A 21,308-nucleotide genomic window follows, 5' to 3' on the forward strand; every position below is an offset into this window, starting at 1 on the left:
GCACTGCGCCGGTCGCCGCCTAATGGCGCCCTGTAACGCTGTGCCTGTTCTTGCCGTACGCATGCATTGCATGCGCCCCACTCCATCCTTTTCAGCCGCGGCAGCCACCTGTCGAAGCGGGCTGTCGCGCTTTACTGCAATCCTTTACTGCAATCCGTTTCAGTGCCGCTTTGCATGCGTATCAGCGTGCAAGCGTGGTCGCCTCGCGCGCACTGAACACTTCCTGCAAGTCGACCGAGGCGCCTCCCGGCCGGTCGAGCATCCTGAGCTCGACACCCTGTAAATGGCGGACCATGAGTTCGACGGCCGCTTTCTCGTTTCCGGCCTCGAGCGCCGCGAGAATCGCCTCGTGATCGTCGAACGAACACGGACTGCGTCCCGGCGATTCGTAGAGCGCCGAAATCAGCGTGGAGCGCGCCACGAGCCCGTTAAGACAGTCGCACAGCACCGTATTGCCGGTGAGCGTGGCCAGCGACGTATGGAACTCGCCCGAAAGCCGGATCCACGTCGGGAAGTCGCGCCCTTCGAAGGCCTTGCGCTCGCGCCGGATCGTCTCGCCGATGGTCTTCAACCGGCGGTTGCCGTGCTGCGCGCTGCAAATGCGCCCCACTACTGCCAGTTCGATGATCCGTCGCATCTCGAACACCTCGTGCACTTCCTGGAGCGACGGGCTTGCGACGAACGCGCCACGATTGGGCTCCAGATCCACGAGGTGGTCCTTCGCGAGCAGCGCGAGCGCCTGGCGGATCGGGCCGCGCTTCACGCCGAATACTTCGCACAACTGTGCTTCGGTCAACTTCGCGCCGGGCGGCAGCCGGTGCTCGAGAATCGCTGCGCGGATTCGCGCGGCGATCGCCTCGGGCTTCATGCCGGTTGCTTCGGCGTCGATATCGGTCTTTCGCATGGCTCGTGTCTCTATGCTGGGTATCCTAGGTTGGACATAAATATTGTCAACAATTATGTTGGCGAACCTGGGGAAGATCCCCACGTGCGCGCCGACTGCCACGTGCCTCGTATCGGTGAAAGGCGCTCCACTTCGGGGAATTCAGCACCTGCATGGTGATTTGCTGCCCCAATCCGGGCGAATTTTTTGTCAACAATTTAGAGAAGAAGCGTTGGCGTGAACATTGTCAGATGCCGCCTTTGACTGGCCGTTAGTTGCATAAGGCTCCCTGAAAAAAAGCGCCCGAAAGCGCTTCCATGTCGGTGCGAAATCAACTCAGGTGCGGATACCCGCTCACGGTCAGTTCGAAACCGTGCGCGGTGGTGGTCAACTGCGCAGGTGCGCCCATCGGCAACGTGACCATATCCGGAATATGGCCGAACGGCAGGCCCGTGACCACCGGAATGCCAACCACGGCACGCACCTGCTCAACCATTTCGCGCAGATCGTAGCCATTGTCGTAATCGAACTGCTTGTGGCCCGTGAAGTCGCCCAGCACCAGGGCTTGCTGGCGAGCAAGGATGCCTGTCAGATGCAACTGATAAATCATGCGCTCGATGCGGAACGGCTGCTCGTTCACGTCTTCGACGAACAGGATGCCGCCCTCGACCGGCGGCAGATAAGGCGTGCCGATCAACGAAGTCAGCACGGCCAGATTGCCGCCCCAGAGCGTGCCCGAAACACTCGTCGACTGGGCCTGCGGCGCGTTCACCTTGAGCGTGTAGTTCGGTTTCGAGAGCGCGCCCCAGAAGTGATGCATCGTGAAGCTGCTGAGACTCTCGGCGCCGAAGTCGCTGCAGAGCATCGGCCCGCCGAACGTCGTGAGCCCGGCGCGCGCGAGCAGCGCGAGCTGGATGGCGGTGAAATCGCTATGCCCCACGAACGCGATGGGCTGATCCGTCAAACGCCGCTGCAGCCCGTCGTAATCGAGACCGTGCAGGATGCGCACCGCGCCATAGCCGCCACGTACGGCGAGTACGATGTCCGGCAGGTCGCGCGATGGGTCGGCGAGGCGATTCAGTTCGGCCGCGCGCTGGCCATCCGTGCCGGCAAAACGCTGATAGCGCCGCTCGGTCGCCTGCACGCCGTCGACGTGATGGCCCTGCGCCCGCAACCGGACAAGCGCTCGGTGCACCGCTTCCGCATCATGCGGATAACCGGACGGAGCCACCAGCTCGATGGTGCGATGAATGGTCATGTCGAATTCGCTTCAACCGTGAGATTCAACCCGCGGGTCCGTCCGGACCGGCTACGCCAGTCCCTCCCTGCGCCTGCTCAGCCTGTTCCCGAGCCTTGCGGCGCGCTTCCCGGCTCGCGCGGCGCCGATCGGCGAAGAACGCGCGCAGCGCCTCGCCGCACTCGTCCGCCAGCACGCCTGCGGACACGCTCGTGTGATGATTGAGCTGCTCGTTGGCGAAGGCGTCGACCACGCTGCCGCACGCGCCGGTTTTCGGATCATGTGCGCCGAACACCACACGTGCGATGCGCGCGTGCATGATCGCGCCGGCACACATCAGGCACGGTTCAAGGGTCACATAGAGTTCGCAGCCCGGCAAGCGGTAGTTACCCAGCGCGTGCGCGCCCGCGCGCAAGGCCGCCATTTCGGCGTGCGCGGAGGGATCGTGCGCGCCGATCGGGTGGTTGAAGCCCGAGGCGATCACTTCGTCGCCACGCACGAGCACCGCGCCCACGGGCACTTCGCCGGCGGCGCGCGCCTCTTCGGCGGCGGCCTGTGCGAGGCGCATGAAATGCCGGTCGCGCTCGGAGACGGGATTGCGCTGGACGTCGGATTGAGGCGCGGGTGTGGACGCCGTCACGAGCGGATCGGCGGGAACCGATCCAGCGGGCGAAGTGACCACCGGGTGCGCCTCTTCGCGTTCGCCGCCGGGGGCGTCTGGCTGGACGGGACTGCCCGTCACGCCGCCCCCGCCGGGAGCCCCGGGAGGCCGGGCTCGCCCGCTGCGCGTTCGGACAAACGCTCCGCGATGCGGCGGCGATATTCGTGCGGCACGACCATCGGTCCGCCGCGCAACGATTCGAGCGCCATGTCGAGCGCCAGCATGCGCGCGCGCAAACGACACTGCACGGCCTTGTCGCCCACCGTGGCGAGCTCGTCCTCGAGGTCGCGCAAGGCCCGCAGCTGTTCGACTGCGGGCGGCACGAAGCCCGCGTTCTTCAGGATGCGGTGGGCTATGCGCACTTCTTCGGGCACGAGCGGGTCGTCGTCGAGCGTCTGCGGCGCACCGGCGCCGGGCAGGTCGTCGAAGTCACCGCGCGCGGCCGCGGCGGCAATCCGTTGTTCGACGAGGGCATCAAGCAATTTCATCAGCAATCCACTACGTTGCGGCTCACGCATTCTATCAGGGTGAGACCTGGAAGACCGTGCGCGGCCGGCATGTGTGCCATCTACCCCCTGCAGCTTGACAGACCGACGGTTTGATGCGAATGAAAAGACGCGGGCGACGCAATCTGGAATCGCCTGATGGCAGCCGGCTGAGGCAGCCGTTCCAAGGGCTGGATGCAAAAACGCCGCTGGAGCGTCCGGCACATACCGGCACGCCAGCGGCGCAAGGAAGATATCGGGGCATTCGGCCCCGCCCTTCCCTTAGTCCTTCATCACCTTGCCGACCGCGTCGACCACCACGCTCACGTTCTTCTCGTTCAGGCCTGCCACGCACATACGGCCCGAGCGCAGGATGTACACGGCGAATTCTTCTTTCAGGCGCTCGACCTGCTTCTCGCTCAAGCCCGTGTACGTGAACATGCCGCGCTGCTTCACGTAGCGAGCGAGCGCCGCTTCGCTCGCATGCGAGCGCAGGCCGTCGTGGATCGCCACGCGCATGCGCGCAATGCGCTCGCACATCGCCGCCAGCTCCTGCTCCCACGACGCCTTCAGCTCCGGCGTGCCCAGCACGCGCGTGACGATCTTCGCGCCGTGCGTCGGCGGATTGCTGTAGTTCGCGCGCACCGAGCCCGTGAGCTGGCCGAGCACGCGGTCGGCGGCCGCCGCGTCTTCGCAGATCACGTGCAGCCCTCCGCAACGCTCGCCGTAAAGCGAGAAGTTCTTCGAGAACGAATTCGCCACGAGCGCCGGCACACCGCGGCGCGCAAGCTCGCGCACGGCGAACGCGTCGTCCTCGAGGCCCGCGCCGAAGCCCTGATACGCCATATCGACGAACGGCAGCAGGTCGCGCTTATGCAGCACGTCGATCACTTGCTCCCATTGCGCGCGATCCAGGTCGACGCCCGTCGGGTTATGGCAGCACGCGTGCAGCAGCACGACGCTCTTCGCCGGCAGCGCGTCGATGGCCGAGAGCATCGCCTCGAACTTCAGGCCGCCCGTCACCTCGTCGTAGTACGGGTACGTGTTCACCGTGAAGCCCGCGCGCTCGAAGATGAAACGGTGGTTCTCCCACGTCGGATCGCTCACCCACACCTGGCTGGTCGCAAAATAGCGCTTGATGAAATCGGCGCCCACCTTGAGCGCTCCCGAGCCGCCCAGCGTCTGCACGGTCGCGATGCGGCCGGCCGCGCGCGACGGGCAGTCGGCGCCGAACACCAGTGCCTGCACAGCGTCGCGATACTGCGCGAAACCGGCCATCGGCAGATACGGCTTCGGACCCGGCTCCTCGAGAATCGCCGCCTCGGCCGCGTGAACGGCCTTCATGACGGGCAGACGGCCTTCGTCATCGAAGTAGATGCCAATACTCAGATTGACCTTGTTCTGACGCGGGTCCTTCTGGAAATTCTCGTTGAGCGAGAGGATCGGGTCGCCGGGATAGGCATCGATGTGTTCGAACATGCTGTTTAACTCTCTGGACGAAATTCGGGACGAATATCAGCGCTTACGGAGCCGGCACGCCGCGTTGCAGCGCCGGCACTGACTTGCGGCACCACAGGCGGTAGGCGAGCCCAAGCACGCCCAGCCAGACCGGAATCAGGTACACGGAAATGCGCAGATCCGGGATCAGATACATTACAACGAGAATGCCGCCGAGGAACGCGAGACACACGTAATTCGTCAGCGGATAACCGAGGCTGCGAAACGTGGTCGTCTGACCGGTACGCGCCTTCTGGCGGCGGAACTTCAGGTGAATCAGGCTGATCATCGCCCAGTTGATGATGAGCGCGGACACGACGAGCCCCATCAGCAGTTCGAACGCCTTGCCCGGCATGAAGTAGTTGATGATCACGCAGGCGGCCGTGACGAACGCCGACACGCCGAGCGCCGCCAGCGGAATGCCGCGCCGGCTCACCTTGAGCAGCGCCTTCGGCGCATTGCCTTGCTGCGCGAGACCGTAGAGCATGCGGCTGTTGCAGTACACGCCGCTGTTGTAGACCGAGAGCGCCGCCGTCAGCACGACGAGGTTCAGCACGTTGGCCACGAGGTCGCTGTTCATCGCGTGGAAGATCAGCACGAAGGGGCTGCCGCCGGCCACGACCTTTTGCCAGGGGTAGAGCGAGAGCAGCACGCCGAGCGCGCCGATGTAGAAAATCAGGATGCGGTAGATCACCTGATTCGTCGCGCGCGGAATGCTGTGCGAGGGATCATCGGCCTCTGCCGCGGTGATGCCGACCAGCTCCAGCCCGCCGAACGAGAACATCACGACCGCCATGGCCATGACGAGACCCGAGACGCCATGCGGGAAGAAACCGCCGTTGCGCCAGAGGTTCGACACGCTCGCCTCGGGACCCGCCGAGCCAGAGAACAGCAGCCAGCCGCCGAAGGCGATCATGCCGACGATCGCGAGCACCTTGACGATGGCGAACCAGAACTCGAGTTCGCCGTACGACTTCACGCTCGTGAGGTTGATGCCGTTGATCACGACGAAGAACACCAGCGCCGAGACCCACGTGGGCAGCGTCGGCCACCAGTAATGCATGTAGATGCCGACCGCCGAAAGCTCGGCCATGCTCACGAGAATGTAGAGCACCCAGTAGTTCCAGCCGGAGAGAAAGCCCGCGAACGGGCCGAAATACTTGTCTGCGAAATAGCTGAACGAACCGGCGACGGGCTCGTCCACGACCATCTCGCCCAGTTGCCGCATGATGAAGAACGCAATGATGCCGGCGACGCCGTAGCCGAGCAGCACCGAGGGGCCGGCGGTCTGAATCGTCTGCGCAATGCCGAGGAACAGGCCCGTGCCGATCGCCCCGCCCAGCGCAATGAGCTGAATGTGGCGATTCTTGAGGCCGCGTTTTAGCTGGCCGCGATTTTCACGCGTGTCGTTTGAAACCATGTCTCGTCCTGTCTCCGACTTATGTGCGCAGGGCCAAAGCATCCGGGTAGGACGCCGGCTCCGCTCCACGAAATAAAATTGCGCACACAACCTTCTGCATCGGCGCGCTGCCGGGCTTGGTGGTATTGGCCGCCAGCCCGATCGGGTGCGCCCAGTGTATAGTTGAAGCGGAAAAATATGATTTCATCTCGTACGCAGGCAAACCCTGATTGATACAATTCCCTCTCGCCTCAAACCCATCTCACGCAAGATAAATGCAAAATCTCGCGCTCGATACGATCGACATGCGGCTTCTCGCCGCACTGCAGGAGCGCGGACGCGCTTCGAACCTCGAACTCGCGGCCGCGATCAAGCTCTCGCCCGCGCAGACACTCAGGCGTCACCGGCGGCTCGAGGAGCTCGGCGTGATCCGGCGCTACGAGACGCGCCTCGACGCGCAGGCGCTCGGCTTCGGCGTGGTCGCCTTCATTCAGGTAACGATGGAGCGCGGGCACATGCGCGAGCTCGTCAAGTTCAAGGAACTCGTCGCGACGTTGCCGCAGGTGCAGGAGTGCTACTCCGTGACTGGCGATATCGACTACGTTCTGAAGGTGGTGGCGCGCGATCTCAAGGCGCTTTCCGAGTTCCTGCTCGATACGCTGATGCGCGCGCCCGGCGTGAACAGCGTGCAGTCGATCGTCTGCCTCGATGAACTCAAGGGGACGAGCGCGATGCCGCTGGAAGCCTGAGACAAGCGCGCGCCAGGTCCGTCTGGCGGGGGTTTTCGGCGAAAACGCAATTTTATCTCATCAGCGGCCTGCTCGCGGCGTCGCAAGACCGGCTGATGAAATAGTCTTGCTAAAAGCCCCATCGTGCTCTAAAAAACATGCTAGTTAGCCTGTCTCCTGGCCACCCTGGACACGGCAACGGGCGGCTTCACAAGCGCGAGCACGACAGTCCATGAGTCTTCTTGAACTCAGAGGCGTTTCCAGGCACTTCGGCGCCATCCAGGCGCTGACCGACGTGACGTTGAGCCTGGAACCCGGCCAGGTGGTCGGACTCATGGGCGACAACGGGGCCGGAAAATCGACGCTGGTGAAGGTCATCGCCGGCAACTTCCCGCCCTCTCACGGCGAAGTCCTCATCGACGGCAAGCCCGTTCATTTCAGCCGCCCAGTGGATGCCCGCGCCAAGGGCATCGAGGTCGTGTATCAGGACCTCGCGCTCTGCGACAACCTCACCGCGGCGGCCAACGTCTTTCTCGGGCGCGAGCCGCGCATCGGCATATGGCCCTTTCGCGTACTCGATCACGCGGCCATGTACCGGCGCGCTGCCGAACTGTTCAAGGAACTGAAGTCCGAAACGCGCCCGCGCGATCTCGTCCGGCAGATGTCGGGCGGCCAGCGCCAGGCCGTGGCGATTGCGCGCACGCGACTGTCCGAAGCGCGGCTCGTGCTCATGGACGAACCCACCGCCGCGATCAGCGTGCGCCAGGTCGCGCAGGTGCTCGACCTCATCAAACGCCTGTCCGAACACGGCATTGCCGTCATTCTCATCAGTCACCGCATGCCTGACGTTTTCGAAGTCGCCCACCGCGTGGTCGTCATGCGGCGCGGGCGCAAGGTTGCGGACAAGCAGACCGAAGCCTCTTCGCCCGAGGAAGTCACTGGCCTGATCACCGGAGCCATCGCCGCCGCCTGAAGCGGCCCGCGCGCGATTGTGTTGCATGGGGCCGCACTAAGCGCTGAAGCGCTAAGTGCGCGCCGACCGCTTTGCATGGGGCCGCACTAAGCGCTGAAGCGCTAAGTGCGGCCGACAGGAGACCCGGAATTGAACGATGCGCCGCAAAGGCCGAATCCGATGCCGACACTGCTTGACGATCCCCAATCCGCGAAGACCCACACCCGCTGGAGCGGACTGCTCGCGAGCCAGGTGTTCTGGGTGGTGCTCGCGACGCTCGCAGCCTGCCTCCTGCTCTCGTTCGTCACCTCGACGTTCGCCACGCAGCAGAACCTCTTCAACGTCACGCGCAACTTCGCCTTTGTCGCCATCGTCGCGCTGGGGATGATGGCCATCATCATTACAGGCGGGATCGACATTTCGGTCGGCTCGACGATCGGCCTGAGCGGCATCGTGCTTTCCGTCACGATGAACGCGGGCTACCCGATCTGGGCCGGCATCGGCCTCGGCCTGCTCACCGCGGGAGTGGTCGGCCTCGTGAACGGCCTGCTCATCGCCTATCTCAACATGCAGCCGTTCGTCGTGACGCTCGGCATGCTGAGCGTGGGCCGCAGCCTCGCGCTCGTGATCTCCGGAAGCCGGACTATCTTCGAATTCGGACCCGACGGGCACAAGTTACTCCTGCTCGGCGGCGGCAAAACGCTCGGCGTGGCCAATCCCGTGTGGTTTCTGATCGTCCTCGGCCTGCTGTTCTGGTTCGCCTTCGCCTTCACGCGCTGGGGCCGCTATGTCTTCGCGGTCGGCGGCAACCGTCATGCGGCCAATCTCACAGGCGTGCCGGTACGGCGCGTCATCTGCTCGGTCTATGTGCTGGGCGGCCTGATGGCAGGCGTCGCGGCCATTCTCGAAGTGGGCTGGCTCGGCGCGGTGACCACCGGCCTCGGCACCGGCGACGAGCTACGCGTGATCGCCGCGACGGTGATCGGCGGCACCAATCTCGCGGGCGGCGTGGGCAGCGCGTTCGGCACGATCGTCGGCGCCGCGCTCATCGAAGTGATCCGCAACAGCCTGATCCTGCTCGGCGTCGATTCGTTCTGGCAAGGCACGGTCGTAGGCGGCTTCATCATCATCGCCGTGCTGTTCAACCGGCTGGGCGGCGAGCGGCAAAACGACTGAACGGAATTCAGGGAGGCGCGGCCGGACTGCACGCGGAACCGCCGGCCGTCAGCCATCACAAGAAGCGCAACTCGTTGCGCGCGGTTCCGCAGAAAGCCCAAGGCACGGGCGCGGGCTTTCCTTCCGATGACGAAAACTGTACGAGACACGCGCGCCGTACAACCGGCGCCGAACAGGAGGAAACCATGAAGAAAGCGTGGAAGTATCTCGCTGCGATCGGAGGGCTCGCGATGCTGGCCTCTTCCGCCTACGCAGCCGACAAGACCCTCGCGCTGGTCGTGAAGGGCCTCGACAATCCGTACTTCGACCTCATGCACCAGGGCTGCGACCGGGCCAACAAGGAGCTCAGCAAACAGGGCTACAACTGCTACTACACCGGCCCCGCGACAGCGGCGGATGAAAGCGCCGAAGTGCAGATCGTCGACGACCTGCTGACCAAGGGCGTCGCGGCGATTGCCATTTCGCCGTCGAACGCGCCGGCCATTGCCGAGGTGATCCGCCGCCGCAACGCGAAGATCCCGATCATCACCGCGGACGCCGATCTGCTGCCGAAGGACCAGTCGTTGCGCAAGGCGTATGTGGGCACCGACAACTACGAGCTGGGCGTGAAGCTCGGCGAGCAGTTGAAGACGCTGATGCCCAAGGGCGGCAACATCTGCCTCGTGATGGGCAACCCCGCGGCCGAGAACATCAACCAGCGCGCCCAGGGCACACGCGACGTGCTCTCGGGCAAGAAAGGCATCAAGAAGCTGGCGGGCGAAAACAACTGGCACGAGATCAGCGCCTGCCCGCTCTACGTGAACGACGATGCCGCGAAAGCGAATCAGATGATGCAGGACACGCTCACCGCGAACGCCAGCACGCTCCAGGCGTTCGTGTTCGAGGGCGGCTGGCCGCTCTTCGCACCCGAGGCGTATTCGCAGGTCGTCGCGCCGATCATGGACAAGATCAACAGCGGCCAGTTCGTGATCGTTTCAGCCGATACGCTCGGGCCGGAGCTGCAGGCCCTCAAGGACCACAAGGTCAATGCGCTGGTCGGGCAGCGGCCTGAGGAAATGGGCTATCAGGCGGCGATGGTGATGCGCGACCTCGCCGAAGGAAAGACGGTGAAGCCGATCGTTCACACGGGTCTCGACGTTTGCACCTGGAAGAACGCGGATACGTGCCTGAAGCATTGAGCGCCGGAAGCAAAAAACCCGCGCCGGCACAACGTGCCGAACGCGGGTTCTTTGCTTCGCCTGCAGGCTAGCGGGAGAACGTCACTCCCACTCGATCGTCGCGGGCGGCTTGCCCGAGATGTCGTACACCACACGGTTGATGCCGCGCACTTCATTGATGATGCGGTTCGACACGTGGCCCAGCAACTCGTGCGGCAGGTGCGCCCAGTGCGCCGACATGAAGTCGAGCGTCTGCACCGCGCGCAGCGCAACGACATACTCGTACGTGCGGCCATCGCCCATCACGCCCACGCTCTTCACCGGCAGAAACACGGCGAACGCCTGGCTCGTGAGCTCGTACCACGACTTGCCGGTTTCCCTGTCGATCGTGTTACGCAGCGTCTCGATGAAGATCGCATCCGCGCGGCGCAGCAGATCCGCAAAATCGCGCTTCACTTCGCCGAGAATACGCACGCCGAGGCCAGGGCCCGGGAACGGATGGCGATAGACCATTTCGTGCGGCAGGCCGAGCTTCACACCCAGTTCGCGCACTTCGTCCTTGAAGAGTTCACGCAGCGGTTCGAGCAGCTTGAGGTTGAGCGTTTCCGGCAGGCCGCCCACGTTGTGGTGGCTCTTGATCGTGTGCGCGGCCTTCTTGCCCTTGCCGGCCGACTCGATGACGTCCGGATAGATCGTGCCTTGCGCGAGCCATTTGGCGTCGGTGAGCTTGCCAGCTTCCGTCTGGAACACTTCGACGAACTCCGCGCCGATGATCTTGCGCTTCGCTTCCGGATCGGTCACGCCGGCGAGCTTCGACATGAACGCTTCGCTCGCGTCGACATGGATCACCTTCACGCCGAGGTTGTCGGCGAACATCGACATCACCTGCTCGGCTTCGTTCAGACGCAGCAGGCCGTGATCGACGAACACGCAGGTCAGCTGGTCGCCAATCGCACGATGCAGCAGCGCCGCCGCGACCGACGAATCCACGCCGCCCGAGAGGCCGAGAATCACGTGCTCGTTGCCCACCTGCCTGCGGATCGTCTCGACGGCTTCGTCGATGTAGTGGCCCATCTCCCAGTCGGCCTTCGCGCCGCAGATGCCGAGCACGAAGCGCTCGAGCATCGCGCGGCCCTGCACCGTGTGCGTGACTTCCGGGTGCCATTGCAGGCCGTAGAAGTGGCGCGCTTCATCGGCCATGGCCGCGATCGGGCACGATTCCGTCGACGCCATCAGCTGAAAGCCTGCCGGCATTTCCGTGACCTTGTCGCCGTGGCTCATCCACACCTTGAGCATGCCGTGGCCTTCGCTCGTGCGGAAGTCTTCGATGCCCTCGAGGAAGCTCGTGTGGTTGCGCGCGCGCACTTCGGCGTAGCCGAATTCGCGCAGGTGGCCGCCGTCGACCTTGCCACCGAGCTGTTCGGCCATTGTCTGCATGCCGTAGCAAATGCCGAGAACCGGCACGCCCAGTTCGAACACAGCTTGCGGCGCGCGCGGCGTGTCGGTGTCGGTGACCGAGTTCGGGCCGCCGGAGAGGATGATGCCCTTTGGCGCGAATTCGCGGACGAATGCGTCATCCACATCGTACGGATGGATTTCCGAATAAACGTGGGCTTCGCGCACGCGGCGCGCGATGAGCTGGGTGACTTGCGAGCCGAAGTCGAGGATCAGGATTTTGTCGTGCATGGCTGCGGACGAGACCTAAAAAAGAACGGATACGGAAAGCCGCGCGACACTTCAAATGCGCGCAGCGTGAATTCATCAGGACCCAAGCGCCGCGCTACGGCGGCACCGGGTGGCGCAAGTTCGGGTGTGCTTCGGGCGCACTGCGTCTGCTGTTTGGGAGGCCGGGTTTGCGCGCGGCCTCAGCCACGCAGCGGCGGCCTCGGTGCGTCGGCCGCCTCGTCGCGAGCCGCCTGGCGAGCCTCTCGAGCTTGCGCGGGACTGGCGGGCGGCGGCGTAACCGGCGATGGACGGGGCGCAACCGGCGGAACGGCCGCGGGCGTCACGGTCGGGACTTCCACAACGGGTTCGACCGGCGCTGCCGGCCGTTTTGCCCCTTTTGCACCGCCCCACGCCATCGTTCGCATAAAGCCCGGCTTCGCGTACGACACCGGCTCTTCGCGCCGTTCGGGCTGGGCCTTCTCCACCTTGCGCTGCTGCGCGGAACTGCCGCTCGCCTGCCCCTTCTGGCGCTTGCGCACCGCGCCCGCGAGCCGGACGCCGCCGAGGCCGAGGACGATCAGCCACACCCCAACCGCACCAGCCGCCAACTGGCCAAAACCCGTGAGCCGCGGCGCACGCAGTCCGATTAGCCAGACCAGCATCAGCACGCCGGCAATCCAGTTGACGTGCCCCACGGTGCGGCCCACGGGCAGTGTCATCTCCCCGTGGAAGGCCGCGCGCAGCGCGAGCCACGCGAAACCCAGCAGCACCACGCCAAACGCCTGCCCAACGAGCGCCGGCTGCGTTTGCACCAGTTGCAACGCGTCGTAGACGAGAGTCCAGGGCGTGAGAACGAACAGCACGCCGAACCCCAGCAACGTCAACGCATCGACAATCAGTAGCACGCGCAGCAGCGGCTTCATCGGGGTTCAGTCCACGTGATAGTTGGGCGCTTCCTTCGTGATCTGCACGTCGTGCACGTGCGACTCGTGCAGGCCGGCGCCGGTAATCTGCACGAACTCCGCCTTCGCGTGCAGGTCTTCGATCGTACGGCAGCCGCAGTAGCCCATCGAGGCGCGCACGCCGCCGATCAGCTGGAACAGGATGGCGTTGATGGGACCTTTGTAGGCGACACGGCCTTCGATGCCTTCCGGCACGAGCTTGTCGATGTTCGCCGAGTTGTCCTGGAAGTAGCGGTCCGCGGCGCCGTCCTTCATCGCGCCGACCGAGCCCATGCCGCGATACGACTTGTACTGGCGGCCCTGGTACAGGAACACGTCGCCCGGCGACTCTTCGGTGCCCGCGAACATGCTGCCCATCATCACGGCGTTCGCGCCGGCGGCCAGCGCCTTCGAAACGTCGCCCGAATAGCGCACGCCGCCGTCGGCGATGCACGGCACGCCCGTGCCCTTGAGTGCTTCCGAGACATTGGAGATCGCGCTGATCTGCGGCACGCCCACGCCGGCCACGATACGCGTCGTGCAGATGGAGCCCGGGCCGATGCCGACCTTCACGCCGTCCGCGCCGTACTCGACGAGCGCGCGCGCCGCGTCGGCCGTCGCGATGTTGCCGCCGATCACTTCGACGTGCGGGAAGTTCTTCTTGACCCAGCGAACGCGCTCGAGCACGCCCTTGCTGTGACCATGCGCCGTATCCACGACGATCACGTCCACGCCGGCTTGCACCAGCAACTCGACACGCTCTTCGTTGTCCGGACCGACGCCGACTGCCGCGCCCGCGCGCAGCTTGCCGTGCTCGTCCTTACAGGCGGCCGGGTGCTCGGTCTGCTTGGTGATGTCCTTGACGGTCATGAGACCGCGCAGCTCGAATGCGTCGTTGATGACCAGCACGCGCTCGAGGCGGTGGCTGTGCATGAGCGCCTTGGCTTCGACGAGCGGCGTGCCTTCCTTGACGGTGACGAGGCGCTCGCGCGGCGTCATGATCGAGCGCACCGGCTCATCCAGGCGCGTTTCGAAACGCAGGTCGCGGTTCGTGACGATGCCGACGAGTTGCGCGCCTTCCACGACCGGGAAGCCCGAAATGCCATGCTGCTGCGAGAGCGCGATGACGTCGGCGACCTTCATTTGCGGCGGAACCGTTATCGGATCGCGCACGACGCCCGACTCGAAGCGCTTCACCTTCGCGACCTCGCGCGCCTGCTCGGCCGGCGTGAGGTTCTTGTGAACGATGCCGACACCCCCCTGCTGCGCCATGGCGATTGCCAGACGGCCCTCCGTGACGGTATCCATAGCGGCCGACACGAGCGGAATGTTCAGGGAGATATTGCGGGTCAGCCGGGTCTTCAGGCTGGTGTCGCGCGGGAGAACGTCGGAAAAGGCGGGGACGAGGAGCACGTCATCGAACGTGAGTGCTTTCTGGATCAGACGCATGGCAAATCCTATAGGCGCAAAAGCAGATTATACGCGATAGCGCCCTGGAAATCATCAGCGCTAACAGTAGCTTAGCGCCGTTTTCGGGATTATTTCCATGCTCCGGCCCTGCCGGTGCGAGCCGTGCGGGCATGGCCCGCCTCCGACCCGAATATCGGGCGCACGCTGCAGGATTGAACAAGACGGGTGCGCGCACCTCCAGTTATGCTTCGGGCCGTTCTGTCAAAACGGCCTGCCTTGGGCCACCCGAAGTATCCGGAGGCAATACAAATGCAGCGTGGTGTGTTGTACGGCGTGCTCGCCGGCGCATTATGGGGAACGGTATTCGTCGTGCCCCGGCAACTGGCGGAGTTCTCGCCACTGCTCCTGAGCGCGGGCCGCTATGCGATGTATGGGCTCGTTTCGCTCGCTGCGCTTTTGCCCATGCTGCGCCGTGTCTGGCCGCGCATCACGCGCGCCGATCTCGTCGCGCTCGTGAAACTCGCGCTGGTGGGCAACGTGCTTTATTACCTCTTTCTCGCGAGTGCCATCCATCTGGTGGGCATCGCGCCGGCCTCGCTGATCGTCGGCGTGCTGCCCGTCACGGTCACGCTGCTCGGCCGCCGTGACCATGGCGCCGTGCCGCTTTCGCGTCTGGTCTGGCCGCTTGCGATGATCGCGGCCGGCATCGTCTGCATCAACGTGGACGTGTTCAGCGCAGCCGGCGACGTGGGCGGCGCGAGTATCCTCACGCGCATCGCAGGCATTGGCTGCGCAGTCGGCTCGCTCGTGTGCTGGACCTGGTTCGCGGTCGAGAACGCGCGTTATCTGCGGCGCAATGCGCACTTCAGCGGCAACGAATGGTCGGTGCTCTGGGGCGTGGTCACGGGCGCGCTCGGCGGCCTGCTCTGGCTCGGCATTCTCGTCGTGCCGTCGCACTGGGTGCAGGAAACCGTGGCCGCCGGCCGCTGGACCACGTTCTGGCAGCTGAATCTGGTGCTCGCGATCGGCGCCTCGTGGCTCGGCAACGGACTCTGGAACGCCGCCGCCAAGCGCTTGCCGCTAACGCTCTCGGGTCAGATGATCGTGTTCGAGACGCTGTTCGCCCTGCTCTATGGCTTTATTTACGATCACCGGCTGCCGCGCGGGCTGGAAATCGCGGCGATCATGCTGCTCGTGGCGGGCGTAAGCTGGTCGGTGCGCCAGCATTCGGGCGGTCCGGAAGACACCGCGCACGGCGACGGCATCGTGCCGAACGGCGATCTGCCGGGCATCGACAACGAAAGCCGCCTTGCGCAACCCAACGTCGACGCGAAGCAAAACGGCCGCACGACCATCGCCTGAGCGCGCCGGGCCGCAAAATGCCGAATGGGCGAGACAGCGCAAGCTGTCCCGCCCATTACGTTTGTGCGTCAAATCCGTGGCAACCCGGCTCGAACCTCTAGCGCGAGTCCTTGGGCAGCCACTTGCGCCCTTCGATCGAGCCTTCCTTGCGGGTCTTGTCGACGCGGCGCTGGCGCGCCATCTTGGGGTCGACGATCAGCGGCCGATAGATCTCCACGCGGTCGTGGTCGGCGAGCACGGTGTCGAGCGGCTTGAGCTTGCCGTACACGCCCACCTTGAGCTTCGCCAGATCGATCTCGGGATGGCGCGCGAGAATGCCGCTTGCTTCGACGGCCTGCTGGACGGTCGCGCCCGTCGGCAACTCGATGCGGATGAGCGTCTGCGCATCCGGCAGCGCGTAGCAGACGTCGATGGAAAGAATCGCGCTCATGGCTTGCCGTAGCGCTGGTCGGCGCGCTTCACGAAGGAGTCGACGAAGGTGTTCGCGATGTGATGGAACACTGGCCCGATGAGCTTCTCGAGAATGATGTTTGAAAACTCGTAATGCAGCGCAAACTCGATCTTGCAGGCGTCGGCGCGCAGCGGCGTGAAACGCCAGTAGCCCGTGAACTTGCGGAACGGGCCATCGGCGAACTCCATGTCGATACGCTCGGGCCGCTTTTGCGAGTTGCGCGTGGCGAAGTGTTGCTTGATGCCCTTGAAGTTGATGTCGATCTTCGCCTCCATGCCGCTCTCGTCCTGACGGCGAATCTCGACGCCGCCGCACCACGGCAGGAAGTTGGGGTAGTCGGCGACGTCGGTGACGAGGTCGAACATTTGTTCCGCCGAATGGCGAATCAACACGGTTTTCTGGACATCCGCCATAAATTGCGCAATGCGTGGCTAGGGTGAAAGCGCCACGGGCTTTCGGGAGCCCGCTTTGCTAAAATCGTAATTTTAAACGAGTTGGGCCGATCCCATTTTCCTATGAGCATCATCGACAACAGAAAAGCGTTCTTCGATTACTTCATCGAAGAGCGCCACGAGGCCGGGCTCGTGCTGGAAGGATGGGAAGTCAAGGCCATGCGCGCCGGGCGAGCCAACATCAAGGAAAGCTACGTCGTGATCAAGGACGGCGAGCTCTACCTGATCGGCACGCACATCAGCCCGCTGCCCGAGGCCTCGACGCACATCCAGCCGGACCCCACGCGCACCCGCAAGCTGCTGCTCCATCGCGAGGAAATCGACAAGCTGATCGGCAAGGTCGAGCAGCGCGGCTTCACGCTCGTGCCGCTGAACTTTCACTACAAGGGCGGCCGCGTGAAGTGCGAGATCGGCCTCGCCAAGGGCAAGAAGCTGCACGACAAGCGCGAAACCGAGAAGAAACGCGATTGGGAGCGCGAAAAGGCGCGCCTGATGCGCTCGCCCACCTGATTCTTCCGGAAGTTCAGATGGACAACGGGCCGCTCATGCGGCCCGTTGTCATTTGCAGCGGCCGGAGCGCTTATGCGCCCTTCGCCGCCCCGGCCCCACTGATCTGCCCCTCGCGCAGGCCTGCCCGGTTCACGATCGTCAGCGCTGAAGCGATCATCGAGCTCAAGTCGCCCATATTGCCCGGCACGATCAGCGTATTGCCCTGCTTCGCCAGATTGGCGAAAGCATTCACGTACTGTTCGGCCACCTTGAGGTTGACGGCGTCCATCCCGCCCTGCGCCTGGATCGAGTTGCCGATCTTCTGGATGGCCTGCGCGTTGGCCTCGGCCACTGCGAGAATGGCGGCCGCCTGACCCTGCGCCTGGTTGATCGCCGCCTGACGCTCGCCTTCCGACTTCTGGATCGCTGCTTCGCGCGCGCCGGCTGCCAGGTTGATCTGCTCCTGCTTGCGGCCTTCCGAGGCCGCGATGAGCGCGCGCTTTTCGCGCTCGGCGGTGATCTGCGCCTGCATGGCGTGCAGGATTTCCTTCGGCGGCGTGAGATCCTTGATTTCGTAACGCAGCACCTTCACGCCCCAGTTCGATGCGGCTTCATCGAGCGCCGACACGACGCTATGGTTAATGAAGTCGCGTTCCTCGAAGGTCTTGTCGAGTTCGAGCTTGCCGATCACCGAGCGCAGCGTGGTCTGCGAAAGCTGCGTAATCGCGAACACGAAATTGCTCGAGCCGTACGACGCCTTCATCGGATCGGTCACCTGGAAGTACAGCACGCCATCCACCTGAAGCTGCGTGTTGTCTCGCGTGATGCAGACCTGGCTCGGCACGTCGAGCGGAATCTCCTTGAGCACGTGCTTGTACGCCACGCGATCCACGAACGGCAGCACGATCGTCAGCCCCGGCGTAAGCGTGGCGTGGTAGCGCCCAAGCCGTTCGAGCACCCAGGCATGCTGTTGCGGCACGATCTTGATAGTCTGCGCGATCAGCACGACGACGATCACGAGCAGAATCAGGCCGACGACTGGGACTTGCATACGGGACCTCCGTTCGCTTCTGTGTGGTGTGTTGGTGTGAGGTGAATTCGGCCGGTCACGCGTGGCGCGCGTCGTCGCGAGCGGCGCCGGGCGCATTGGCATCGCGCCGCTCGCGCTTCGCCGCCACGACGAGGCAACTGCCGCGCACTGCCTTGATTTCATAGAGCGGCGCGTCTTCGGGCTCGCCGGGCGCGAGTTCGACGTCCCATTCGGCGCCGCGATACATCGTGCGCGCGCGGCCGTCGCGCCATGCGGCGACAGCAAGCGTCGCGCCAATATCGAGGTTCACGCCCGGATCCGTCGAGGCGTCGGTCATGCGCCGGCGGCGGCCAAAACGCGAGCGCCGCAGCGTGACCACGGCCGCGAGCCCGACCGCCGCCGCGACGAGCAGCTGCCCGTCGAGCGGCCAGCCAAGCTCATAGCTGAGCGCGCCGGCGAGAAAGCCGAGCGCGATCATCAACAAATAGAAGGTGCCGGTCATCAGCTCGGCGACGATGAGCACGCCAGCGGCAATCCACCAGAACAAACCATGCGGACCCACGACGACCTCCCAAAGTAAAACACCCCGGATAGACCGGGGTGTTATAGCACGAAGCTGACACTTTTTTCCGCAGCGTGCAGTGACGCAGGGGAAGCTGCATCAAGCTCCGTATGTGCCGAAGATTGACGCCCTCGGCACCGCGCTTACTTACTTCGACTGCGACTTCGCCAGCTGCTGCCACGTCTCGACAACCGAGTCCGGGTTCAGCGAGATCGAAGCGATGCCCTCTTCCGCGAGCCACTGGGCGAAATCCGGGTGATCGGACGGGCCCTGACCGCAGATGCCGACGTACTTGTTCAGACGGCGGCAGGTTTCGATCGCGCGCTTGAGCATGAACTTCACGGCCGGATCGCGCTCGTCGAAGTCGACGGCCAGCAGTTCCATGCCCGAGTCCCGGTCGAGGCCGAGCGTGAGCTGCGTAAGGTCGTTCGAGCCGATCGAGAAGCCGTCGAAGTACTGCAGGAACTCTTCGGCGAGAATCGCGTTCGACGGCACTTCGCACATCATGATCAGCTTGAGGTCGTTCACGCCGCGCTTGAGGCCGAACTTCTCGAGCAGACCGACCACGCGCTCCGCCTGCTTGAGCGTGCGCACGAACGGCACCATGATCTCGACGTTCGCGAGACCCATTTCTTCACGCACGCGCTTGAGCGCCAGGCACTCCATTTCGAATGCCTGCGCGAAGTCCTCGGCGATGTAACGCGACGCGCCGCGGAAACCCAGCATCGGGTTTTCTTCGTCCGGCTCGTAGCGCGAACCGCCGATCAGCTTCTTGTACTCGTTCGACTTGAAGTCCGACAGACGCACGATGACGGGCTTCGGATAGAACGCCGCCGCGATCGTGGCGATGCCTTCCGTGAGCTTGTCGACGTAGAACGCGCGCGGCGAGGCGTGGCCGCGTGCCACGCTTTCCACGGCCTTCTTCAGGTCCGCGTCGACATTCGGGTACTCGAGAATCGCCTTCGGGTGCACGCCGATGTTGTTGTTGATGATGAACTCGAGACGCGCGAGGCCAACACCCGCGTTCGGCAGCTGCGAGAAGTCGAACGCGAGCTGCGGGTTGCCGACGTTCATCATGATCTTGACCGGAATGGCCGGCAGATCGCCACGCTGGACTTCGCTGACTTCGGTTTCGAGCAGCCCGTCGTAGATGCGGCCTTCGTCGCCTTCCGCGCACGAAACCGTCACGAGCGCGCCGTCCTTCAGCACGTCGGTCGCGTCGCCGCAGCCCACCACGGCCGGCACGCCCAGCTCGCGCGCGATGATCGCCGCGTGGCAGGTACGGCCGCCACGGTTCGTGACGATCGCCGAAGCGCGCTTCATCACTGGCTCCCAGTTCGGGTCGGTCATGTCGGCGACGAGCACGTCGCCCGGCTGCACGCGTTCCATTTCGGACGGGTCGTGAATCACCTTCACGCGGCCCGCGCCGATCTTCTGGCCGATCGCGCGGCCCGTTGCGAGCACCTGCGACTGGCCCTTGAGCTTGAAGCGCTGCTCGACCTTGCCGGCGGCCTGGCTCTTCACGGTCTCCGGACGCGCCTGGAGAATGAAGATCTTGCCGTCGAGACCGTCCTTGCCCCACTCGATGTCCATCGGACGCTGGTAGTGCTTCTCGATGATGACGGCGTACTTCGCCAGCTCGATCACGTCTTCGTCGGTGATCGAGAAGCGGTTGCGCTGTTCGTGCGAGACGTCGACCGTCTTCACGCGGCCCGGTTCACCCGGCTGCGTGAATTCCATCTTGATGAGCTTCGAGCCGATCGAGCGGCGGATGATCGGAGCCTTGCCCTGCGCGAGCGTGGTCTTGAAGACGTAGAACTCGTCCGGATTCACGGCGCCCTGCACGACCGTTTCACCGAGGCCGTAGCTCGACGTGATGAAGACGGCGTCCTTGAAGCCCGATTCCGTGTCCAGCGTGAACATCACGCCTGCGGCGCCGCGGTCCGAGCGGACCATGCGCTGCACGCCAGCCGACAGCGCGACTTCGGCGTGGGTGAAGCCCTTGTGGACGCGATAGGAAATGGCGCGGTCGTTGTAGAGCGACGCGAACACGTGCTTGAGGCGATCGAGCACGTCTTCGATGCCGACCACGTTGAGGTAGCTTTCCTGCTGACCGGCAAACGATGCGTCGGGCAGGTCTTCCGCCGTTGCCGACGAACGTACGGCGAACGAGAGCTCGGACGGCGAACCGTTCTGCAGCGTCTCGAAACCGGCGCGGATGTCCGCTTCGAGTTTCGGCTGCAGCGGCGCGTCGATGATCCACTGACGGATCTCCTTGCCAGCTTCGGCCAGCGCCTTCACGTCGTCGACGTCGAACGTCTCCAGACGAGCCGCGATCCGTTCGGTCAGGTTGTTATGTTTCAGGAAGTCGCGGAAGGCGAGCGCCGTCGTCGCGAAACCCGTGGGCACTCGCACGCCTGCCTCAGCCAACTGGCTGATCATTTCGCCGAGCGAGGCGTTCTTGCCGCCCACGATCTCGACATCGGTCATCCGCAACTGCTCGAAAGGCACTACATACGCCTGATCCTTGGCAACGGTGTTAGTCATACAAGCCCCTAAGTGTGAAAAAAATTCACGATTGCGCAAGTGGGCTCGAACGCGGTCCGCCCATTGGGGACGGATTCACGTCTTGCGCAACCTGTTGGAGAAGCAATCGCTCAAGAGCCGAGCGAATTTCCATTCAATGGAAAAGCACGAAGATGCGGGCGATTACATAAAGTTAGACGGAATCGCTGCAAATTGACACCAGAATGCACCGCGATAGGCGGCGG

The 21,308-nt window shown here is 64.2% G+C and carries 20 protein-coding genes; 6 read left to right on the forward strand and 14 right to left on the reverse strand.

What is annotated here, in order from left to right; genetic code table 11:
- Positions 1-181: 181 nt before the first annotated feature.
- From AB4Y43_RS12505 to AB4Y43_RS12530, 6 genes are all read right to left on the reverse strand, one after another.
- Positions 182-904, reverse strand: coding sequence for a GntR family transcriptional regulator (locus AB4Y43_RS12505; protein WP_368727920.1), 723 nt, complete (start codon positions 902-904; stop codon positions 182-184).
- 310 nt (positions 905-1,214) lie between these two features.
- Positions 1,215-2,141 (reverse strand): muramoyltetrapeptide carboxypeptidase, encoded by a 927-nt coding sequence (gene ldcA / locus AB4Y43_RS12510; RefSeq protein WP_368727921.1) that lies wholly within the window; start codon positions 2,139-2,141, stop codon positions 1,215-1,217.
- 25 nt (positions 2,142-2,166) lie between these two features.
- Positions 2,167-2,760: a tRNA adenosine(34) deaminase TadA gene (tadA, locus tag AB4Y43_RS12515; RefSeq protein ID WP_368727936.1), complete on the reverse strand. Its 594-nt coding sequence runs from the start codon at positions 2,758-2,760 to the stop codon at positions 2,167-2,169.
- Between the two features lie 98 nt (positions 2,761-2,858).
- Positions 2,859-3,269 (reverse strand): DnaJ family domain-containing protein, encoded by a 411-nt coding sequence (locus tag AB4Y43_RS12520; protein WP_368727922.1) that lies wholly within the window; start codon positions 3,267-3,269, stop codon positions 2,859-2,861.
- 279 nt (positions 3,270-3,548) lie between these two features.
- Positions 3,549-4,745, reverse strand: a complete 1,197-nt coding sequence (locus AB4Y43_RS12525) for an amino acid aminotransferase (protein WP_368727923.1) — start codon at positions 4,743-4,745, stop codon at positions 3,549-3,551.
- 43 nt (positions 4,746-4,788) lie between these two features.
- Positions 4,789-6,183 (reverse strand): amino acid permease, encoded by a 1,395-nt coding sequence (locus AB4Y43_RS12530; RefSeq protein WP_368727924.1) that lies wholly within the window; start codon positions 6,181-6,183, stop codon positions 4,789-4,791.
- 254 nt (positions 6,184-6,437) lie between these two features.
- Between AB4Y43_RS12530 and AB4Y43_RS12535 the strand changes: the two genes are divergently transcribed.
- The 4 genes from AB4Y43_RS12535 to AB4Y43_RS12550 all read left to right on the forward strand — a co-directional run bounded on the left by AB4Y43_RS12535 (position 6,438) and on the right by AB4Y43_RS12550 (position 10,196).
- Positions 6,438-6,911: an Lrp/AsnC family transcriptional regulator gene (locus AB4Y43_RS12535; protein WP_069265638.1), complete on the forward strand. Its 474-nt coding sequence runs from the start codon at positions 6,438-6,440 to the stop codon at positions 6,909-6,911.
- 211 nt (positions 6,912-7,122) lie between these two features.
- Positions 7,123-7,863, forward strand: a complete 741-nt coding sequence (locus AB4Y43_RS12540; protein ID WP_368617630.1) for an ATP-binding cassette domain-containing protein — start codon at positions 7,123-7,125, stop codon at positions 7,861-7,863.
- 159 nt (positions 7,864-8,022) lie between these two features.
- Positions 8,023-9,018: an ABC transporter permease gene (locus tag AB4Y43_RS12545; protein WP_342945823.1), complete on the forward strand. Its 996-nt coding sequence runs from the start codon at positions 8,023-8,025 to the stop codon at positions 9,016-9,018.
- 185 nt (positions 9,019-9,203) lie between these two features.
- Complete coding sequence (locus AB4Y43_RS12550) at positions 9,204-10,196, forward strand: sugar-binding protein (protein ID WP_165979471.1); 993 nt, start codon at positions 9,204-9,206, stop codon at positions 10,194-10,196.
- A gap of 81 nt (positions 10,197-10,277) precedes the next feature.
- Here the strand turns inward: AB4Y43_RS12550 and guaA are convergent, their stop codons facing one another.
- The 3 genes from guaA to guaB form a co-directional block, all read right to left on the reverse strand.
- On the reverse strand, positions 10,278-11,861 hold the full coding sequence (gene guaA / locus AB4Y43_RS12555; protein ID WP_368727925.1) for a glutamine-hydrolyzing GMP synthase: 1,584 nt from the start codon (positions 11,859-11,861) through the stop codon (positions 10,278-10,280).
- A gap of 179 nt (positions 11,862-12,040) precedes the next feature.
- Positions 12,041-12,763 (reverse strand): hypothetical protein, encoded by a 723-nt coding sequence (locus AB4Y43_RS12560; RefSeq protein WP_342945824.1) that lies wholly within the window; start codon positions 12,761-12,763, stop codon positions 12,041-12,043.
- A 6-nt stretch (positions 12,764-12,769) separates the two neighbouring features.
- Positions 12,770-14,230 (reverse strand): IMP dehydrogenase, encoded by a 1,461-nt coding sequence (gene guaB, locus AB4Y43_RS12565; protein ID WP_069265633.1) that lies wholly within the window; start codon positions 14,228-14,230, stop codon positions 12,770-12,772.
- 270 nt (positions 14,231-14,500) lie between these two features.
- Between guaB and AB4Y43_RS12570 the strand changes: the two genes are divergently transcribed.
- Positions 14,501-15,553: a DMT family transporter gene (locus tag AB4Y43_RS12570; protein ID WP_368727926.1), complete on the forward strand. Its 1,053-nt coding sequence runs from the start codon at positions 14,501-14,503 to the stop codon at positions 15,551-15,553.
- Positions 15,554-15,650: 97 nt separating this feature from the next.
- Here AB4Y43_RS12570 and AB4Y43_RS12575 read toward each other — a convergent pair whose 3' ends face one another.
- Both AB4Y43_RS12575 and AB4Y43_RS12580 read right to left on the reverse strand, forming a co-directional pair.
- The gene (locus AB4Y43_RS12575) at positions 15,651-15,974 is read right to left on the reverse strand and encodes an RnfH family protein (protein ID WP_368727937.1); all 324 of its coding nucleotides are present in this window, start codon (positions 15,972-15,974) and stop codon (positions 15,651-15,653) included.
- Between the two features lie 5 nt (positions 15,975-15,979).
- Complete coding sequence (locus AB4Y43_RS12580) at positions 15,980-16,417, reverse strand: type II toxin-antitoxin system RatA family toxin (protein WP_042265786.1); 438 nt, start codon at positions 16,415-16,417, stop codon at positions 15,980-15,982.
- 102 nt (positions 16,418-16,519) lie between these two features.
- Between AB4Y43_RS12580 and smpB the strand changes: the two genes are divergently transcribed.
- Complete coding sequence (gene smpB / locus AB4Y43_RS12585) at positions 16,520-16,966, forward strand: SsrA-binding protein SmpB (protein WP_069265630.1); 447 nt, start codon at positions 16,520-16,522, stop codon at positions 16,964-16,966.
- Positions 16,967-17,036: 70 nt separating this feature from the next.
- Here the strand turns inward: smpB and AB4Y43_RS12590 are convergent, their stop codons facing one another.
- The 3 genes from AB4Y43_RS12590 to ppsA all read right to left on the reverse strand — a co-directional run bounded on the left by AB4Y43_RS12590 (position 17,037) and on the right by ppsA (position 21,084).
- Positions 17,037-17,996, reverse strand: a complete 960-nt coding sequence (locus AB4Y43_RS12590; protein WP_069265629.1) for an SPFH domain-containing protein — start codon at positions 17,994-17,996, stop codon at positions 17,037-17,039.
- A gap of 55 nt (positions 17,997-18,051) precedes the next feature.
- Positions 18,052-18,537, reverse strand: coding sequence for an NfeD family protein (locus AB4Y43_RS12595; protein WP_141710708.1), 486 nt, complete (start codon positions 18,535-18,537; stop codon positions 18,052-18,054).
- Positions 18,538-18,684: 147 nt separating this feature from the next.
- Positions 18,685-21,084, reverse strand: coding sequence for a phosphoenolpyruvate synthase (gene ppsA / locus AB4Y43_RS12600; RefSeq protein WP_069265628.1), 2,400 nt, complete (start codon positions 21,082-21,084; stop codon positions 18,685-18,687).
- Positions 21,085-21,308: the final 224 nt, after the last annotated feature.

Origin of the sequence: Paraburkholderia sp. BR10872, assembly GCF_040965835.1 — a bacterium.
In the GTDB taxonomy this organism is placed as follows: domain Bacteria; phylum Pseudomonadota; class Gammaproteobacteria; order Burkholderiales; family Burkholderiaceae; genus Paraburkholderia; species Paraburkholderia nodosa_A.

What these genes read in the sequence shown, in the direction of transcription:
- AB4Y43_RS12505 (WP_368727920.1), bottom strand. Translation starts at nt 904, where the DNA reads ATGCGAAAGACCGATATCGACGCCGAAGCAACCGGCATGAAGCCCGAG.
- ldcA (WP_368727921.1), bottom strand. Translation starts at nt 2,141, where the DNA reads ATGACCATTCATCGCACCATCGAGCTGGTGGCTCCGTCCGGTTATCCG.
- AB4Y43_RS12520 (WP_368727922.1), bottom strand. Translation starts at nt 3,269, where the DNA reads ATGAAATTGCTTGATGCCCTCGTCGAACAACGGATTGCCGCCGCGGCC.
- AB4Y43_RS12525 (WP_368727923.1), bottom strand. Translation starts at nt 4,745, where the DNA reads ATGTTCGAACACATCGATGCCTATCCCGGCGACCCGATCCTCTCGCTC.
- AB4Y43_RS12530 (WP_368727924.1), bottom strand. Translation starts at nt 6,183, where the DNA reads ATGGTTTCAAACGACACGCGTGAAAATCGCGGCCAGCTAAAACGCGGC.
- AB4Y43_RS12535 (WP_069265638.1), top strand. Translation starts at nt 6,438, where the DNA reads ATGCAAAATCTCGCGCTCGATACGATCGACATGCGGCTTCTCGCCGCA.
- AB4Y43_RS12540 (WP_368617630.1), top strand. Translation starts at nt 7,123, where the DNA reads ATGAGTCTTCTTGAACTCAGAGGCGTTTCCAGGCACTTCGGCGCCATC.
- AB4Y43_RS12545 (WP_342945823.1), top strand. Translation starts at nt 8,023, where the DNA reads ATGCCGACACTGCTTGACGATCCCCAATCCGCGAAGACCCACACCCGC.
- AB4Y43_RS12550 (WP_165979471.1), top strand. Translation starts at nt 9,204, where the DNA reads ATGAAGAAAGCGTGGAAGTATCTCGCTGCGATCGGAGGGCTCGCGATG.
- guaA (WP_368727925.1), bottom strand. Translation starts at nt 11,861, where the DNA reads ATGCACGACAAAATCCTGATCCTCGACTTCGGCTCGCAAGTCACCCAG.
- AB4Y43_RS12560 (WP_342945824.1), bottom strand. Translation starts at nt 12,763, where the DNA reads ATGAAGCCGCTGCTGCGCGTGCTACTGATTGTCGATGCGTTGACGTTG.
- guaB (WP_069265633.1), bottom strand. Translation starts at nt 14,230, where the DNA reads ATGCGTCTGATCCAGAAAGCACTCACGTTCGATGACGTGCTCCTCGTC.
- AB4Y43_RS12570 (WP_368727926.1), top strand. Translation starts at nt 14,501, where the DNA reads ATGCAGCGTGGTGTGTTGTACGGCGTGCTCGCCGGCGCATTATGGGGA.
- AB4Y43_RS12580 (WP_042265786.1), bottom strand. Translation starts at nt 16,417, where the DNA reads ATGGCGGATGTCCAGAAAACCGTGTTGATTCGCCATTCGGCGGAACAA.
- smpB (WP_069265630.1), top strand. Translation starts at nt 16,520, where the DNA reads ATGAGCATCATCGACAACAGAAAAGCGTTCTTCGATTACTTCATCGAA.
- AB4Y43_RS12590 (WP_069265629.1), bottom strand. Translation starts at nt 17,996, where the DNA reads ATGCAAGTCCCAGTCGTCGGCCTGATTCTGCTCGTGATCGTCGTCGTG.
- ppsA (WP_069265628.1), bottom strand. Translation starts at nt 21,084, where the DNA reads ATGACTAACACCGTTGCCAAGGATCAGGCGTATGTAGTGCCTTTCGAG.